15 protein-coding genes are annotated in these 18,067 nt (G+C 58.2%); 7 read left to right on the plus strand and 8 right to left on the minus strand.

Annotated features, from left to right (window positions below; all coding sequences use genetic code 11):
• Window positions 1-78 precede the first annotated feature (78 nt).
• The gene (gene tmk / locus ACID345_RS16665) at window positions 79-732 is read left to right on the plus strand and encodes a dTMP kinase (RefSeq protein ID WP_011524027.1); all 654 of its coding nucleotides are present in this window, start codon (window positions 79-81) and stop codon (window positions 730-732) included.
• 2 nt (window positions 733-734) lie between these two features.
• On the plus strand, window positions 735-1,049 hold the full coding sequence (locus ACID345_RS16670) for a hypothetical protein (protein WP_011524028.1): 315 nt from the start codon (window positions 735-737) through the stop codon (window positions 1,047-1,049).
• A gap of 87 nt (window positions 1,050-1,136) precedes the next feature.
• On the opposite strand, the gene rho is transcribed toward ACID345_RS16670, so the two are convergent.
• The 6 genes from rho to ACID345_RS16700 all read right to left on the minus strand — a co-directional run bounded on the left by rho (window position 1,137) and on the right by ACID345_RS16700 (window position 9,943).
• Complete coding sequence (gene rho / locus ACID345_RS16675) at window positions 1,137-2,384, minus strand: transcription termination factor Rho (protein WP_011524029.1); 1,248 nt, start codon at window positions 2,382-2,384, stop codon at window positions 1,137-1,139.
• A gap of 75 nt (window positions 2,385-2,459) precedes the next feature.
• Entirely contained in the window at window positions 2,460-2,675 is a 216-nt protein-coding gene (locus ACID345_RS27245) for a hypothetical protein (protein WP_041855803.1), read from the minus strand.
• A 553-nt stretch (window positions 2,676-3,228) separates the two neighbouring features.
• Entirely contained in the window at window positions 3,229-6,966 is a 3,738-nt protein-coding gene (locus ACID345_RS25705) for a phage head spike fiber domain-containing protein (RefSeq protein ID WP_011524030.1), read from the minus strand.
• 140 nt (window positions 6,967-7,106) lie between these two features.
• Entirely contained in the window at window positions 7,107-8,015 is a 909-nt protein-coding gene (locus tag ACID345_RS16690; RefSeq protein WP_011524031.1) for a hypothetical protein, read from the minus strand.
• 76 nt (window positions 8,016-8,091) lie between these two features.
• Window positions 8,092-8,358, minus strand: a complete 267-nt coding sequence (locus ACID345_RS16695; protein WP_011524032.1) for a type II toxin-antitoxin system Phd/YefM family antitoxin — start codon at window positions 8,356-8,358, stop codon at window positions 8,092-8,094.
• 43 nt (window positions 8,359-8,401) lie between these two features.
• Window positions 8,402-9,943, minus strand: a complete 1,542-nt coding sequence (locus tag ACID345_RS16700) for a YifB family Mg chelatase-like AAA ATPase (protein ID WP_011524033.1) — start codon at window positions 9,941-9,943, stop codon at window positions 8,402-8,404.
• 328 nt (window positions 9,944-10,271) lie between these two features.
• On the opposite strand from ACID345_RS16700, the gene ACID345_RS16705 reads away from it, so the two are divergent.
• Window positions 10,272-11,474: a PilZ domain-containing protein gene (locus tag ACID345_RS16705; protein WP_041855804.1), complete on the plus strand. Its 1,203-nt coding sequence runs from the start codon at window positions 10,272-10,274 to the stop codon at window positions 11,472-11,474.
• A gap of 507 nt (window positions 11,475-11,981) precedes the next feature.
• Here the strand turns inward: ACID345_RS16705 and ACID345_RS16710 are convergent.
• Window positions 11,982-12,452, minus strand: coding sequence for a hypothetical protein (locus ACID345_RS16710; RefSeq protein ID WP_011524035.1), 471 nt, complete (start codon window positions 12,450-12,452; stop codon window positions 11,982-11,984).
• Window positions 12,453-12,886: 434 nt separating this feature from the next.
• Between ACID345_RS16710 and ACID345_RS16715 the strand changes: the two genes are divergently transcribed.
• The 3 genes from ACID345_RS16715 (at window position 12,887) to ACID345_RS16725 (ending at window position 15,652) form a co-directional block, all read left to right on the plus strand.
• The gene (locus tag ACID345_RS16715) at window positions 12,887-15,013 is read left to right on the plus strand and encodes an ATP-binding protein (protein ID WP_041855805.1); all 2,127 of its coding nucleotides are present in this window, start codon (window positions 12,887-12,889) and stop codon (window positions 15,011-15,013) included.
• Between the two features lie 72 nt (window positions 15,014-15,085).
• Window positions 15,086-15,367, plus strand: a complete 282-nt coding sequence (locus tag ACID345_RS16720; protein WP_011524037.1) for a hypothetical protein — start codon at window positions 15,086-15,088, stop codon at window positions 15,365-15,367.
• Between the two features lie 30 nt (window positions 15,368-15,397).
• On the plus strand, window positions 15,398-15,652 hold the full coding sequence (locus tag ACID345_RS16725) for a carboxymuconolactone decarboxylase family protein (RefSeq protein ID WP_011524038.1): 255 nt from the start codon (window positions 15,398-15,400) through the stop codon (window positions 15,650-15,652).
• A 48-nt stretch (window positions 15,653-15,700) separates the two neighbouring features.
• On the opposite strand, the gene ACID345_RS16730 is transcribed toward ACID345_RS16725, so the two are convergent.
• Window positions 15,701-16,900: an acetyl-CoA C-acetyltransferase gene (locus tag ACID345_RS16730; protein ID WP_011524039.1), complete on the minus strand. Its 1,200-nt coding sequence runs from the start codon at window positions 16,898-16,900 to the stop codon at window positions 15,701-15,703.
• Window positions 16,901-17,060: 160 nt separating this feature from the next.
• On the opposite strand from ACID345_RS16730, the gene ACID345_RS25710 reads away from it, so the two are divergent.
• The gene (locus ACID345_RS25710) at window positions 17,061-17,828 is read left to right on the plus strand and encodes a CPBP family intramembrane glutamic endopeptidase (protein WP_011524040.1); all 768 of its coding nucleotides are present in this window, start codon (window positions 17,061-17,063) and stop codon (window positions 17,826-17,828) included.
• The last annotated feature ends 239 nt before the right edge of the window (window positions 17,829-18,067 follow it).

The following is an 18,067-nucleotide window of genomic DNA, read 5'->3' on the forward strand; positions in this document are numbered from 1 at the left end:
CCGACATAGACCGGCGAGTATTTATTCGAGCCGTCACTCCTGCCACTGAGACCACCGCGTCCTCTGTGGTTAAATTGCATGGTGAGTGCACGCGGAAAATTTCTGACCTTTGAAGGCCTCGACGGCTGCGGCAAGAGCACCCAAATGGAGATGCTCGCTGAAGTCTTGCGGCGCGATGGCATTGACGTCGTTACCACGCGCGAGCCGGGGGGCACCCCTACCGGCGAGAAAATCCGCAGCGTCATTCTCGACTCGAAGACGCGCTTCCTCCACCCAATGGCCGAGCTGGCACTGATGTTCGCCGCCCGCGCTCAGCATATCGCCGAGATCGTTCAGCCGTCGCTCGAAGCCGGCCGCTGGGTGCTTTGCGATCGCTTCACTGATTCATCCGAGGCTTACCAGGGCGGCGGCCGCCAGATGGGCAGCCAACTGATCCTCGACATGCACAAGATCGTCTGCGGCGACCTCTGGCCGGAGATGACCATCCTCATGGACTCCGACCCCGAGGCCAGCGTAGCTCGCGCCCGCCGCCGCAACCGGGCCAATGCCACCGACGGCGTGGATGAAAACCGCTTCGAGCGCGAGAAGATCGAGTTCTTCCAGCGCGTCCGCGACGCCTACAACGCCATCGCCGACCGCGAACCGCAGCGCGTGTACAAAGTGGATGCGCGTCGTTCCAAAGACGTGACGCACCCAGAGATCGTGCGCGCGGTCAGAGAGAGGATGGGTTAAGCGTGGACGACCGATGGGCGCCAGTTTTGCTGATCGGAATTCCAGCAATTTTTGTCCTCGCTTACCTGTTAGCGTGGAGGAGCAAGAAGCCGACGCTCCGGGCAACTGCAACCATCGTGCTCTCAACAATCGTCGGACTGGCCATATTCTGGATCGGCATTCAAGCGATCTACGTAGGCACTTACTACGTTCACTTCAGGAATGGGCCGCTGTGGCAGTGGATCGCTTTTGAAGTCGTCGCGATTGCAATCATAGTGTGCCTGGCGGTAGTCGTAACCCGCTCGTTTAAAAAACTGATCGCTGCGGATCGAAGTTAGGACTAGTAGCGCAACAAAAAGGCCGCTCCTTCGAGCGGCCTTCCTTCTTGCAACCTCAGGGAGAACTTTCCACCGAACTCCTGTGGCCTAGGAGTTCATGTTGCTCAGGAACTCGCCATTGTTCCGGCTCTTGCCCAGCTTGTCGATGAGCAATTCCATCGCTTCCACAGGTGAGAGCGGGTTCAGCACGCGGCGAAGAATCCAAATCCGTTGCAGGTCTTCCTTCGCGAGCAGCAGCTCTTCCTTACGGGTGCCGGAGCGCTGGATATCGATCGCCGGGAACGTGCGCTTGTCCGCCAGTTTCCGGTCGAGAATGATTTCCATGTTGCCGGTGCCCTTGAACTCTTCGAAGATCACGTCGTCCATGCGCGATCCGGTTTCGATCAATGCCGTGGCAATGATCGTCAACGAGCCGCCTTCTTCGATGTTGCGGGCTGCGCCGAAGAAACGCTTCGGACGCTGCAACGCGTTGGAATCCACACCGCCGGAGAGCACTTTGCCCGAGGGCGGAACGATGGTGTTGTAAGCACGCGCCAGTCGCGTGATCGAATCGAGTAGGATGACGACGTCGCGCTTGTGCTCGACCAGCCGCTTCGCCTTCTCGATGACCATTTCCGCAACCTGCACGTGGCGGGCAGCGGGCTCGTCAAACGTCGAGGAGATGACCTCGCCCTTCACCGAGCGCTGCATGTCGGTAACTTCTTCCGGACGCTCGTCGATCAGCAGAACGATGAGCACGATCTCGGGATGGTTCGTGGTGATCGAGTTCGCCAGGTTCTGCAACAGCATCGTCTTACCGGTGCGGGGCGGCGCGACGATCAGGCCGCGCTGGCCTTTACCCACCGGCGTGAGCAGGTCCATCACGCGCGCGGAGATATTGTCGCGCACGGTCTCCAGTTTGATCCGCTCCTGCGGATAAAGCGGAGTCAGGTTGTCGAAGAGAATCTTGTTGCGAGCTTCGTCGGGCGATTCGAAGTTAACGGCTTCAATCTTGACGAGCGCAAAGTACTTTTCGCCTTCATGCGGCGGGCGGACTTGTCCGCTGATGGTGTCGCCGGTCTTGAGGTCGAATTTGCGAATCTGTGAAGGCGAGACGTAGATGTCGTCTGGACCGGGGAGGTAGTTGTAATCCGGGGAGCGGAGGAAACCGTAGCCGTCGGGCAGGATTTCGAGGACACCTTCTGCGAAGATGTGGCCCTCTTTTTCGCTCTGCGCCTGGAGGATCTTGAAGATAAGGTCCTGCTTGCGGAGGCCGCTGGCGCCGGGAAGGTCGAGCGAACGAGCTATGCGGGTAAGCTCGGTGATGTTCTTTTCTTTCAGTTCTGCGATGGTCATGTTCACCTACGGGGAATATTGAAAAGGCGGGATGGGTACTACACGCTTCGCGCTGGGGGCGCGAGCGGGGCGCGCTTATGCAGCGCGCCTCTGTCCCTCAATCGCGTTCTTGGGTTCCAGTACAACCGAGTTCCGGTCGGAGCTGGCAATCTTGCTGAAAATTTCGTTGGTCGTGTCCTGAATGCGGGTCGCAGGACGGTGGAAGCGGCGCGTTGCCTTGGAGGCCAACTGGCACAGCATATAACGGTTGCGCAAAGTGTGTACAGCTTCAAAAACTAAGTTTGAACGCATGAAATGTATGTCTCCTAACGTATGTATTTGACGGGAGCCGAGCATGAATGGCAGCGCTTATTTCCTATCTGTCCAGGCTGCCTAATTCAGCTTGTACGACTGGGGCGCTCTACCGCGGAGAACGGAATCCGGCAGTTCTTTAGATGCAAAACTACTGCCGACGTTTCGTTTTTTCTCCTCCGGCTCCTGCCTGACACTTGTTGTCACAAATATCAGGCGTTTCCGGCATAACCGTATAAGACTGCTGTTACCACTTCCACTTTTCGGTGGATCCTGTAGGTTCTAAGGCCTAGATCAGGTAAGGGGTAGGTCGCTATGAAATCTACGCCAGAAAGCCGTACCTTAAAGGGCTTTGTGACCCACGTCAAGGGTAAAATCATACCCTCCCCGGAATCAATCACTTACGTGTAAGTATTTGTAGGAGTTAGGGTTAGTCCCACTTTAAGGGTATATCACCCGTATTCTCAGGTACCAAAGTAATGGGACGAGTTGGGGACGAGTCGTTGCCCAGCAAAAACCCTTATCTCCACCTCGTCCCCACTCGCGAAATCCATTACGGCGCCGCTTGATAGACCTCGGCGCTCGACAGCGGCCCCGCATCCTCCGCACCGCCGGTGATAAGCACCGTTCCGTCATTCAGCAGCGTGGCCGTGTGTAACCAGCGCGGCGTATTGAGGCTGCCCGCCCCAAGAAACGTTTGCGAAGTCGGATCGTAGACCTCGGCGTCTCCGATCGCTCCCGCTTGTTGGCTAAACCCACCGATGACGACCACCTTCCCGTTGCTCAACCGTGTTCCCGGCGAAGAAGTGCGTGCCACCGACAGGTCACCGACCGCCGAGAAGACTTTCGTGCCTGCGTTGCAAACCTGGGCCGATGGAATATCCACATCGCTCTCTCCGTCATAAATGGAGAGGCCATAGTTGAGAACGTTGCCGGACGAGAGCAGCACGGCGGTATCGCCAGCGAAGCCGTTAGCGATCGTTGCCGTGAACATGCCAGTTGCCGGATCGAATACTTCGAGATTTACGCCTGTTGCACTCGCGTCTTCGATAAAGAGCACTGTGCCATCGTTCAGAGCAACCGCTGCCCCACCTCCCGGATTCGTCATGTTCCCGTTGGTCGGTGTGAAGCTTCCAGACGCGGGATCGTACAACTCCGCACTCGTTGATGGACCGTTCTCATCCTCTCCGCCCGCGATGAGTACCTGTCCATTGCTCAATAGCGTTGCGGTATGGAAAGCGCGCGGGTGGTTCAACTTGCCGGTCGGTGTGAACGTCGAAGTGGACGGATCGTACAACTCCGCCGTCGCGGTCAACATGTACAGTCCCGTGCCCTGCGTTTGCCCACCCGCAATCAAAACCTTGCCGTTGGACAATAACGTTGCCGTGTGGAACTCGCGCGTTTGATTCATTACACCGGTCAGCGTGAACGACGTAGCCACTGGATCGTAAAGCTCGGCCGAACGGAGAAGCGGGAATCCGCTGCCGTTCGAACTGCCTTGCCCACCCGTAACCAGCACAGTGCCGTCTTGCAGCAGTGTGGCAGCGTGGTTCTGTCGCGCGTCGTGGAGTGAACCTACCGGCACGAAGCTCGGAGCACCGACATTGACGGTGACGAAATTACTGCTCGTCGCTCCATAAGTCGCCTGGATCATCGATTGACCCTGGCCGACGGCCGTGTAGAGTCCGGTCGAATCGACCGTCAACACGGATGTATTGGAAGAAGTCCATGTCGCAGCAGGCGTGATGTTCTGGGTTGTGGCATCGCTATACGTCGCGAGCGCCACGAACCGCTGCACGCTGTTTTGCGGCAAGGTCAAAGACGTTGGAGAAACAGCCAGGCTCGAAATAGTCTGCACCTTGAAGGTGCCAAGGTTGAAGTTGACCCCACTCACCCGCAGAGTCAGCGGGCCGGAGCCGGCCGGCGCTCCCGCAGGCACTGGGACTACGATCCGGTTTGGACCCCAACTAGACGCCGTTGCCGGAGTTCCATTGAACGAAATCTGGCTCCCACCCTGGGTGTTTCCAAAGTTCGTTCCGGAGATCACAACCGGCACTCCTGCCACGCCATACATTGGCGTCGCGCCGCTCACCGTCGGTGTCGGCAGCACCGTGAAGTTCCTGCCATTGCTGATGAGATTGGACGTGGTCGTTACAACCACGTTCCCCGACGTTGCGCCGTTTGGCACTGACGTATGAATTTGCGTTCCACTCGAGGAAGTGACCGCAGCCGTCACGCCGTTAAAGAACGTCACCGTAGGCGTTGATCCGAAGTTGTTTCCGTTGATCGTCACCAGGGTCCCAACCACGCCGGATGTCACCGACAAGCTGGTGATACTCGGTGCCGCCTGCGACGAAACAACCTGGCTCACCGTCGCCGAGTTCGCGGCGTTGTAGTTCAGATTGCCGCTATACGCAGCCACGATCGAGTGCGTGCCGACGGAAAAATTGCTCGTCGTGTAGGTCGCGCTAAGGTCAGGCGGCGCTATGGGAGAACCAAGGTTGCTGCCGTTGTCCTTGAATTGAATCGTTGCACTGTTGGCGGACACGGCGTTATTCGGAAGCGTCGCCGTGCAAGTCACCGATTGCCCATTTCCTGACGGATTCGGAGAGCAAGTGAGCGCCACCGTAGGCGTCACTTTGCCGACAACTTGAGAAATCGTCGGTGAATTCGACGGACTATAGTTGGAATCCCCATCATAAGCGCCGGTGATCGGATGCGTGCCTGCCGTCAACACTGGGGTTGTAAGCGTTGCCGTGTACGCAATTGCGTTTGTCACGCCAGTTCCGGTCGTCACAACGTAGGGGCCCGCGACATTGCCTGTTTCGTACTGCGCGCCCCACATCAGGATCGAGAACGCGGTGTTGCTGCTTGCCGCGGAATAGAGCAGGAACTGTTTCAACGCGGTACCGTTGCCCGTTGCCGTCACGGCGCAGCGTGTCCATGTTGTCGTCACATTGCATGGGGCGGCGGCGCCGACGTTGGCGAACACTCGTAGCGCAATCGGTGTCGTTGCCTTAACCCACACCGATGCCGTGTAGATTTGCCCGGATACCGTCGGCGTGTTCGGCGAGGAGTTCGCATAGACGCGATAGCTCCCTGCGGTTCCCGCGCCGTTGTACGCAACTTGGGTTGCAGTATTCGTTCCGTTCGGGGCCGCTCCAGCGTTGGCAGTCAGGGTCACGCCGGCGGTCTTGAACCAACTCGCGGATGACTCAGAGTAACCCAGTGAGTTGTTGCCGCTTGTGATTGTTACCGCTCCGCCTCCGATGCTTGAGTCGCCATCGTTGAACGTAATCGTGCCCGTGGGCTCCGCTCCATTCGAAAACACCTGGTCCGTGAACGTCACGGATTGACCATAAGCAGTCGGATTCACGCTCGCGTACAAGCCATGAAACGAATTCCCTGAATTGACGGTGTGCAATAGGATTTGCGATGTGGACGGATTGAAATTGGAATCTCCACTGTAGGCGGCGGTGATCGAATGCGCTCCCGCAGTTAGTACTGAGGTCGTCAGGGCTGCCACATAAGCCGTCCCGTTGGTCACGCCTGTTCCTGAAGTCGAGACGTACGGCCCGGTAACGGTTCCCGTTTCGTACTGCGCGCCCCACACGAATATCGAAAACGTTGCGTTACTGCTGGCCGCCGAATAGATCAGGAATTGCTTCAGCGAAGTCCCGTTGCCGGTTGCTGTCACGGCACAGCGTGTCCACGTTGTCGTCACATTGCAGGCAGCAGGCGTTCCCACGTTGGCTGACACTCGCAGCGCGATCGGCGCCGCCGCCTTCACCCACACCGATGCCGTGTAGGTCTGGCCGGACACCGTCGGCGTGTTCGGCGAAGAGTTCACATAGACGCGATAACTGCCCGCCGCTCCTGCGCCGTTATAAACAACCTGGGTTGCAGTGTTCGTTCCGTTCGGAGCACCCCCAGCGTTTGCAGTCAGAGTTACACCGGCGGTCTTAAACCAACTCGCAGGAGTCTCCGAAAAGCCCAGCGAATTGTCGGCCGTAGTGATCGTCGCGACCGCTCCGGCTCCGAGCGTCGATCCGCCGTCGTTGAACGTGACCGTGCCGGTCGGCGCTAATCCAGTTGAAAACACCTGGTCCGTGAACGTAACGGATTGCCCGTAACGAGATGGATTGGGATTGGAAAAGAGCACGTTAGAAGAGGCGGACTGCGCCGTCGCCGTCACACTTGCCAGCAGAAGCACCGGGATTGTCTGGAAAATAGCAGAAGAACGAAAAGCTTGGCGCACGACGGCGGCCAACCGCGGAAGTACAGCGTGCATGAGGGGTGTCTCCTCTAGAAGAGCGTGGTCATACTAATCGGCACTTTAGGGTTGGTAAAGATAAAGTTCCCTAAAGATTTGTATGGGTTGCAAAACGACGCATGGGGGTGCGTCGCGGTGATCTCTAGCTCGAAATGAAGCTACTGGAGCGGAGGATCCGAGGCCGTTGGCTCGCGATCTTCCTCAGTCCAGCGTATCACGCCTGACTCGTCGGTAAAGAAACTGCGCTTTGTATCCGCCGCATAAGCGATAGGACGAGCAATCAGCGTGTAAGTAGAGCTCTTGCCTCCCTGGAACACCGACCGATAAGTGAATCGATAGCCTGACTTTTCAAACGGCTCCGTCGACAGGCTGGGCTCGATTAGCGCCGCATGGTCTGCGTTCGCGTTCTCCTGGTCACTGCCTCCGAGCGCTTCCAGTCGCGAAGCGAAACCGATGCTCGGGTAGGCGCTGCTGTAGGTCACGAGGGCGGTGTTGTAAGTCCGCATCGCAGCCACGGCCGAAGATTCGTTTTCCGACGCATTGTGGGCGCGAAATTTTTCCATCATCGACCCGTCTTCAAAATTCAGCCGGTCGTGCCCTTCGGAGGGCTGGATCTCGAGGATCCGCCATTCTCCATCCTCCAATCGCATCCACACGAGGAGCGCGGCATCGTCAGTCAAATCGCGCGGCAAGGGTGACTTGAGCCGCAACCGGAGCAGGGATTCATAGCCGTCGCAGATGCGCTTGTCGAGTAAGATGGTCGCGACTTCGTCCGGGTTCTCGCCTTCCTTGCGAATTTCGAGGAGAGCGGGTGGAACCTCAGAACGAGTGAAAACCACATTCTCGTTCTTCAACTTTTCGCTGACCATCAGTCCACGCTCAAACGCAAGCTGTTCGTTCGGCGGGAGCTTCTCGACTGCGCTCACGAGTTCGATGGGAAGATGGCGCAGTACGGCCGCTGGGTCTTTGGTGAATACCAGTTCAAGCATCGCATCCACATCCGGATACGATTGCGCTGCACACGGAAGCGCAAAGAGTACAGCCAGCAGCCACACGAGACGTCGCATAGAGTCAAAGACACTGTAGCGCGCCCCGGAGTTCCAGAGTTCAGGAATTGTGGCTGAAAATCAGTGATGGGAAGGATTACTCGAAGCCGAGATCTTTCATCTCCTGGTCATTCAGGGGGTCGAAAACGTCGTCAGTCCAGGTCAGTCGACCCTTCATGGAGCCGGCTTTGCGATGCGGCACTTCATAGCGAATGATCTTGGCGATCGGCACGCCATTGTCAGTGAGGATCACTTCTCTTCCGTCTGCTGCCAGTTTTACAAGGCGGGAAATCGCGGACTGTGCTTCCGCAATTGTGTAGGAACTCTTCTTGGTCTGACTCTTTGCTTTCTTCGTCTTCGCCACAGCCGAATTGTACTCGCGTCGGCCCTGAGTTCAGCCCACTGTGCTAAGCCCAGAACGTACGGTCCAACGCCCGATACTGAATCGCCTCCGCGATGTGCCGCGACTCGATCTGCGCTGCCGCATCGAGATCGGCGATGGTGCGCGCGACTTTGAGAATGCGGTCGTGGGCGCGGGCGCTCAGGCCCCGTTGCGACATTGCACGCTCCAGCATGTGTTCGCCCTCGCTCGACAACTCGCAGTAGGTGCGGATTTGGCGCGAACTCATTTGCGCGTTGGCGTAAATCCGTTCTTTGGCGAAACGGTTCAACTGGATCTCACGCGCATGCAGCACTCGCTCGCGGATCTGCGTCGATCCTTCGGGTGCCTGGCCGGAGCGGAGTTCCTTGTAATTTACTGCCGGCACATCAATGTGGATATCAATGCGATCGAGCAACGGACCGGAGATCTTCGCCACGTACCGTTGGATCATCGGCTGGCTGCATTTGCACTCGCGAGTGCGGTCGTTGAAATACCCGCACGGGCACGGGTTCATCGCGGCGGCCAGCATAAAGCGCGCTGGAAACGTCAGCGACATCGCCGCGCGAGAAATCGTCACCGTCCCGTCTTCCAGCGGCTGCCGCATCACCTCCAGCACATTGCGCGGGAACTCCGGCAGTTCGTCGAGGAACAACACGCCATGGTGCGCGAGCGAGACTTCGCCGGGACGCGGCACCGCGCCACCACCAATCAATCCCGCGTCGGAAACCGAGTGGTGCGGAGAGCGAAACGGGCGCACGCCCACTAAGCCGGCACGGGAATCGAGAACGCCCGCAACGCTGTGGATCTTGGTGGTCTCTAGCGCTTCTTCAAATGTCAGCGGGGGCATGATGGTCGGAATGCGTTTCGCGAGCATGGTCTTGCCGCTGCCCGGAGGTCCGATCATCAGGATGTTGTGCCCGCCTGCGCACGCGACTTCCAGCGCGCGCTTCGCGGTCTGTTGCCCGCGCACGTCTTTGAAATCCACGTTGAAGTGTTGCGCTTCATTCAGGACGGCCTGCGAATCAACCTTCACCGGTTCAATGCCATTGCCGGTGTTGATCAGGTGCACTACGTCCATCAGCGTCTTGACCGGGTAGATCTCGATCCCGTCCACCACAGCGGCTTCCCGCGCATTCTCCACCGGAACGAAAAGCCGCTTGATCTTCGCTGCCCGGGCGGCGACTGCGGTGGATAACGTCCCCCGTACGCCGCGAATCGAGCCATCGAGCGACAGTTCGCCGACCATCACCACATCGTCCAGCGTCTGCTTATTCAGGCCACCGTAGGCGCCCAAGATTCCGGCAGCCATCGGGAGATCGAAGCCAGAGCCTTCTTTCTTTATATCGGCGGGCGCCAGGTTCACGGTGATGGTGGTATTAGGAACGTCGTAACCCGCATTCCTTAGAGCGGCGCGCACCCGTTCGCGGCTTTCGCGCACTGCGGCATCGGGCAGCCCGACGGTAGTAAACAGTGGTTTTTCTGAGAGTTGCGCGGCTACATCCACCTCAACATCGATGATGTGCGCGTCGATACCGTACACCGCGGCGCTCTTGGTGCGAAAAAGCATAAGGCCCCTAGAACCTTATAGCTATCAGGAATTGCGCGAAAAACTTGTGACTCGCCTCACGATAGGAGGTGACGGAACCTCAATCCCAGCGTGAATTACGGCGGAACTTAGGTGGAAAAAGGTATGCTGCGAACGAACAGAGTTCCTGTATACTCCATCGAATTGCCAAGGACATGGATGGGCGGCACCGCGCCACGCTCTACAGTCGCTCGTCCGAAAAGTGGAAAAAGCTCTTGCCTAGTGTGGAATTATGCGACTAGCATCTGAGTCAACATTTCCCCCAAATCTCCTTCACGTCGGGGTTCATACCCCGAGCTTGGAAAAAATCATGGCTCGCAGGCGGGAAGAACGAATCATCATCAGCTTGCCCGTGCGTTTATGGGGCATGGACGTAAATGGGAAACCGTTTACGCAAAATGCCTCGTCCGTTGACATCACCCGAATGGGCGCCCGCATTCAGGGTGTCACGGCACAGATTCAGCATGGGGACATCATCGGCGTCCAGCACGGCAGCGACAAAGCTCGCTTCCGCGTTATCTGGGTCGCTCGGCCGGGATCGCGTAACGAAGGCCAGATCGGCGTGCATTGCGTCGAGGCCAACAAGTACATCTGGGGGACCGTCGAGCCGAGCAATCAGGCCGATACCTGGGATCCCGAAGCGGCTTCGGCCTCAACCCACGCGGTGGGCGCCGGCGGCGGAGTCGCCGCCGTCATGGCTGCCTCGCCATCGCACAAAGACAACTTCGTGAACGACGCCACCCGCGAGGGCCGGCGCCGCATGCCACGCTACGCGTGCCGCGGTGGTGGTGAAATTCGCCAGCCCGGAATGAAGACCGTGGTGTGGGGCTCGATGACCGACATCAGCCGCAGCGGATGCTATCTCGAAACGCTGACCACGCTGCCGCGCAATGCGAAGTGCGAACTCATGCTGAACGTAGAAGGCATTGAGGTACGCGCCGGCGCGGAAGTCCGCGTCTCGCATCCTTCGATGGGCATGGGCTTGCAGTTCATTGACGTCGATCCGACCGATCAGAAGAAGCTCGATGATCTGCTCGTGAAACTTGCGGGTGGCAAAGAGCCGGAAGATCGCATCGTGCATCCGGTGAGCAATGAGTTCGCGACCGCGATCGCCTCAGCGGCGTCGCAGCTTCGTGACCTCGAAGCCTGCGTATCGGAAAACGAGGAAAACGTCGATCCACGGCTGCTCTCCGAGTTCCGCAGCGCCGTCGATCATGCGCGTTCCACCACTGCAGCAATTGAGCAGTGGGTCGATTTGCAGGAGCAGGACCGCGATCCATTCCCGGTTCTCGCGGCGATTGAAACGAGCAGGATCCGTTTGACTGCGAGCTTCATGCGCGAGCTGGTGATGGACATTGACGCCGCAACTTTGCATCTCGGCAGCGAAGGTGTGAAGGAGTTGTACGAGGCGGCACGTCAGTTGCACCTGCGCATTGAGCAGATGATTGCAGATGCGACCGAGCCGGAAGATCTGCTCGACGCAGACGACGACCACGCACAATCAGCCGACTAGTTCTCTACTTCGTCTAACGAACAGCCCGCTTCGGCGGGCTGTTCGTTTTCCAGACGAGAGGGAAGAAAACAGGAAAACTTACGGCAAAACCCGAAGTTAGAAGTTGGTAAACAATTTTTTTTAAGTGCTTATTTAGCAGGGATTTGCAAAGGGCGGGTTTTTAGGCGGACGAAAAAGTGACGGTTTTGCACCGTGATTTTTTCCCCCGAATCGCGGAGAAAACGCGGCTGAACCGCGGATTTCTTGCGGGTCGGCGTTTTTGCCGCAAAGGTGGTATATGGCGAGTGGACGGATTTTGGTTAGGAAGTGGTAAACAGCAGATTGCCACGTTGCTCTGCGCGCTCTTCGCAATGACAGGAGAGGGCGGTTCGGGGGATGGGATTTGTGGGGCTCACGCCGGGCAGCAACCGCAGATTCTTCGTCGCTGCGCTCCTCTGAATGACAAGAGAGAGTAGTGGGAGTGATGGGGGTGGCTCTGTCTTCCGCGAAAAAGCAAAACAGAAGAAATTAGTGCAGCGAGGCGAACATTTGCGCCTGGCAGCCTACGCCGATGGTGCCTTTTAGCATGTGGCCGGCTGGGGTGATGCGGATCAACTCCTGTTTGAGTGGACGCTGGAGGCAATCGGCGGCGCTGGTGCCGTAGCTGGCGCAGGTATTCATGTCGGGGATCATGTAGGTCCAGGTTTCGGAGCCGTCGGAGACGGTGTCCACGGTACCCGGCGCGCCTAGCGCGGCAATTACATCGGACTTCGACATTCCCGTGAACGCACATTTCTGCGAGATGCCCGCGTGCACGAGGGACCGCCAATCCTCGGGATTATAGGAATCGTGAAAACTATCGGCTTCGTGGAAGATGGCGGGCGAAGTTCGTTGCGCCGAAATGATGACCAGCAGAGCCACGACGAGCGCGGTGACGCCGACAAAGATCGGGACGGTCTTTGAATTCTTACTCTGCTGTTCTGTTTCGGCGTTAAACATCCATGCTCCGGGACGAAGCTCAAACCCCCACTGCGATGACGGAATTCTATAAGGATGTGGCGTGCGGGCAAAGAAAGAGATGAAGGGCGGAGGTTACTTTCGAGTGGTCTCTCTTATGGCAGAACAGCAGATTCTTCATCGCTGCGCTCCTCTGAATGACAACAGAGGGTGGTGCCGGGGTTGGGAGTGGTGGGGCTCACGCTTGGCGGAACGGCAGATCCTTCGTCGCTTCGCTCCTCGAGGATGCCAGGAGAGAGAAGTGCCGGGGGCGCGGCTGTATCCATCGTATTCCGATTTTTTGTGTGCTTGGGGAATGATGGCGCTATGATGGCAGGCTGCATATGGGAGCCAGCCGCAGGACGGGAACCGGGATTTCAGTCCAGGTGACTTTACTGTATGCCCTTGCGGGACTGGCTTGGATTTTTGTAACGGGGATGTTGAATAGCGTCCTGGTGACATCTCCGCGCTACCAGTACCTGTTCGAGTTGGGTAAGGGTGCTCTCTATGTTTGCCTCAGTGCCCTGCTGATCTTCTTTCTTCTGAAGCGCCACGAAAAACAGACCGCGATTCTGCACGAAGCGATCCTGCATTCCCAGGAGCTCTATCGGATTCAATCCGAGGTGCTGGAACTGGTGGCATCGGGAGCCGACATCCGGAAGTCGATGAAGTGCCTGGCTTCGGGGATCGAGCAATTGAGCCGAGAGATGCTGTGCTCGGTGCTGCAAGTGACTGAGGACCAGAAGCACTTGCGCACCCTTGCCGCGCCGAGCTTGCCGGCAGAGTACAGCGCAGCGGTGGAGAACTTACCGATTGGCCCTGAGCAAGGGTCTTGTGGCACAGCCGCATTCCGGAAGGAGACGGTTGTGGTGAGCGATATTGCTTCCGACCCGCTGTGGACGAATTATCGAGACCTTGCGCGACGTCACGGATTGGCGGCGTGCTGGTCCACCCCGGTGATCAGCAGGGACGCGACAGTGATGGGAACGTTCGCGCTGTATTTCCGGACGCCACGATCGCCGGACAAAGCCGAGTTGGAGTTGACCGAATTTGCGAACCACACGGCTCGGGTCGCGATGGAACACGACCGCACGCGGCGGTTGCTGGCGCGTTCGGAAGAGGATTATCGCAACCTGATCGAGAACGCTCCCTTGGGCATTTACCGATCTTCACGAAGCGCGGAGCGGCTACTGTTCGTGAATGACGCGATGGTCCGGCTGTTGGGTTATGACAGCAAGGAAGAGGTGCTCGCCCTTCGCATTCGCGACGAACTGTATGTGGATCCGGCAGCGCGGAAAAGAGCGTACGACTCCTTGAAGGGCAACACCGTCGCCGATCTTGAATTGGAGTGGAAGAAGAAGACTGGGCCGCCGATCACGATGCGCGCCGTCACCCGGCAGTTGGTGACGGAGAAGGGCGAGCAGATTGTCGAGGTCGTGTGCGAAGACCTGTCGCAGCGGCGGGCGCTGGAAAATCGCACCGAACAGGCGAACCGGCTGGAAGCGCTGGGAAGACTGGCAGCGGGTGTGGCGCACGATTTCAATAACGTACTGATGATCGTGCAGGCGTATTCGGACTTGTTGAAAGAACGGTTCGCTGGCGACGCCAGCGCCGAGAAGCACGTGACGCAAATCCAGGGGGCAGTCGACCGGGCCGCGAAACTGACGGCACAACTGTTGGCATTTGGACGGGGCCACGCGCGCACCGAAGCAGCGACGGACATCAATGCGGTGATTCTGGAGTCGGTGGAGAACTGGCGACGCGTGCTGGGGCCGCAAATCCAGTTCGAGTTGCAACTCCATCCGGAAGCACTGTTTTGCGGATTGAGCCGTGCAGAGGCGGAACAGATTTTACTCAACATGATGCTGAACACGCGCGATGCCATGCCCGACGGCGGCAAGGTCACGCTCAAGACCGATCTCGTGATCGCAGACGAGACCGCGAAGCGATTGCGGATTACGATATCCGATACGGGGGTGGGAATACCGAAGGAAGTTTTGCCGCATATTTTCGATCCCTTTTATACGACGAAGCAAAAGGGCAAGGGATCGGGACTGGGGCTCGCAAGCGTGTACGGGATTGTGCAGCAGCACGACGGTGAGATTTCCGTAACCAGCGAGCCAACCCACGGAACGACATTCGAGATCCTGCTGAATGTTGTGGCCGGAGTGGGTGAAGGCGCCGCGAGCGCGCAGGCTTCGCAAGAACGGTTGTCGACGAAGGTCCTGGTGGTAGATGACGAGGCAGGAGTGCGCGAAGGCGTCGCCGACTGGCTGCGGAGGCGCGGCGACGAAGTGTACACGGCGGCTTCCGCCGAGGATGCGATCGTGCTGCTGAACAACGGCGTGCTCGTGGACGTGATGGTTACCGACTTCCTGATGCCGGGCATGAATGGACTGGAACTGGCGCGAGCGGTGAAAGCGAAACATCCCGCGATTGCGACCATCATCATGACCGGCTATGCGGATGAGGACCTGAGCGAGGGACGAGAGTTCCTGCACGTTCACAAACCCGTCGAGCTTCCGGCGCTTTCGAGCCTGATTCGGAAGGCGCGCGAGAAGTGATCGGGAGTTGTGGAGATAGTATTTTCAGATTAGTGCGCTGAAGAAACGAGTTCGATATTCTCCACACCCACTATGACTTGGATCAGGACTATTCCTCTCTCGGAAGCGAGTGAAGATTTGCTGCGCGCCATGGAGTCGCAGCGCTCGCTTTATCCCATTGAATATGCGACGCCGGTGCATCCGACTGACGATGGCACTGCCGGTATCGTCGCATCCCACAGCCTGATTCCTGATGCTTTGTTTCACGCGTTCGGCACGTTCGGGGCACTGATGTCGCCGGAGTTGCCGCTCACGCGCAGGCAGCACGAGATGATCACCACGATGGTCTCGGTGACGAACCGGTGCTTCTATTGAATCGAGTCGCACGCAGAGTTTCTGCGTCGGGTGACTCTGGATGACGAATTCGTAGCAACGTTGCAACAGGACTACACAAAGGCGCCGCTCTCTGAGCAAGACCGCGCAATGCTCGACTACGTGGTGAAACTCACGAAGGACGCCACGCGTTGCGCGCGCGAAGATCATGATCGGCTGCGCGCCGTGGGCTTCGATGACCGCGGGATCCTGCAGATTACGTTGATCGCGAGCTGGTTCAACTACATCAATCGCGTGGCGGATGCACTCGGGGTGGGACGGCAATGAGAAAAAGCCCGGCAGTGCGCCGGGCTTCAACCTTGTTTACGAAACGTTCTAGACGAGTTCGACGGCCATAGCGACCGCATTGCCGCCGCCGAGGCAGAGCGATGCGATGCCGCGCTTGGCGTTGCGGTGGATCATCTCGTAGATGAGAGTGGTGAGCACGCGCGCGCCGCTGCAGCCGATGGGATGACCTAACGCGACGGCGCCGCCGTTGACGTTGACGCGCGAGGCGTCGAGACCGAGCTCCTGGACCAGCGCGACGGACTGGACCGAGAAGGCTTCGTTGAGTTCGTAGAGATCGACATCGTTGGCGGACCAACCGGTCTTGGCCCAGATCTGGCGGACGGCATCTACCGGGGCCATCATGACCCATGCGGGTTCGAGACCGCTGGTGGCTTGCGCAAGGATGCGGACCATCGGCTTGAGGCCGAGCGCTTTGGCTTTGCTGGCGCTGGTGACGACGAGAGCGGCGGCGCCGTCGTTGATCGTCGAGGCATTGCCGGCAGTTACGCTGCCGTCTTTCTTGAATGCGGGTTTGAGCTTGGCGAGGCTGATCGCGGTGCTGTCTTCGCGCGGGCCTTCGTCGCGATCGAGGAATTCGGCGGGAGCGTCTTTCTTCTTCGATGGAAGTTGGACAGGGACGATTTCATCTTTGAAGCGGCCGGCCTTTTGCGCTTCAATCGCTTTGCGATGCGAGTTGGCGGCGTATTCATCCTGCTGCTCGCGGGTGACTTTGTATTTGTCGGCAACGTTCTCGCCGGTCTGGCCCATGTGGTAGTTGTTGTACACATCCCAGAGACCGTCGTTGATCATGGAGTCGACCGCGGTCTGGTTGCCCATGCGGAAGCCTTTGCGCGCGGTGGGCAGCAGGTAGGGAGCGTTGGTCATGGATTCCATTCCACCGGCGACGACGAGCTGCGCATTCTCGGTCTGGATAGCTTGCGCGGCAAGAGCGACGGACTTCAAACCGGAGCCGCAGACCTTGTTGATGGTCATGGCGCCGACGTGCGGTGGAAGTCCACCTTTGATCGCGGCCTGGCGCGCGGGATTTTGTCCGAGACCGGCCTGGAGCACGTTACCCATGATGCATTCGTTGACTGCGTTGAGGTCGGTGATGCCGGCGCGCTTCACGGCTTCGCGCACAGCGATGGCGCCGAGGTCGGTGGCGGTTAGGTCAGAGAAGGCACCCTGGAACTTGGCGATGGGGGTGCGTACGGCGGAAACAATGACGACATCTTCAAACGACGCCATGAAGAGTGCTCCTGGATAAAAACTGAAATTGTCAGTGGAGGACCGCGGGACGGATGCAGGCCCCACAGAGCGGCCCGCGGCGGAATCCCCAACCGGACATTATAAGATGGTGCGCACCGCGACCGCGATTCATTGCGAGTTGCTGCATCCAAGAGGAGTGATGGAACCGACGCCAACCTTTGAACCACCGGTACTCGTAGAAGCACCGCCACCAGAGCCGCGCGGCATTGCGCCGGTGTGGCACACGCTGCTGTTCATCGCAATCTTCGCCGGGTTGACGCTGGGCGGGACGAAACGCAGCGAGTCTGTTGCGGGTCATGCGAAGTGGCCGTTGTATGTCGAAACGATCGTGATGCAGTGGTTGCTGGTGCTTTATGCATGGTGGGGGCTGCGGCTGCGCGGGCGCACGATGCGGGAGATCGTCGGTGGCAGGTGGGAGGATGCGGAGGCCGTGCTCACCGACGTGCTGATCGCGATTGGGTTCTTCTTCGCGAACATCATGGTGCGAGCGATTGTGCTGGGCGTAATGATGGCGGTGAGCCAAGGCTTCAAGACGATGTCGATCGAGGGCGTACAGAAGGTGGCACAAAAGATTGGGCCGCAGAGCATGCTCGAAACACTGCTGTTCATGGGCGTCGCGGTGACGGCGGGGATCTGCGAGGAGATTTTGTTCCGCGGATATTTGCAACAGCAACTCGCGGTGTGGACGAAGAGCACCACCCTCGGAGTGATTCTGAGCGCGATACTTTTTTGCGCGGGACATGCGTACCAGGGATGGCTACTCGCAGTGCAAGTGGGCATACTCGGACTGATGCTGGGCATCCTCGCAGCGTGGAGAAAGTCATTGCGGCCAGGAATAATTGCGCATGGCATGCAGGACGTGATCAGCGGATTGTTGTCGAAAGTTTTGCTATCGCGCGTGCATTGATCTCGCAATGAAATTTTGCGAGATGCGTTTCGACTAGTGTCCATGCGGGTGCGAGTGATGTTGAAATTTTGATGCGGGGCGCGAAAAAGACCCGAAGAGAAAAACATCGGCGGTGAAGTGACGAAAGTGTCGGGTGGAAGAATTGAGTCTGCATCATTTTTCTCTTGACTTGAAATTTGAATAACCATATACAACTAACAAATTGCAATTGCTTCAAGGCGGTTGCAAGAACATCAAAA

It is taken from the genome of Candidatus Koribacter versatilis Ellin345 (assembly GCF_000014005.1).
Taxonomy (GTDB): domain Bacteria; phylum Acidobacteriota; class Terriglobia; order Terriglobales; family Acidobacteriaceae; genus Korobacter; species Korobacter versatilis_A.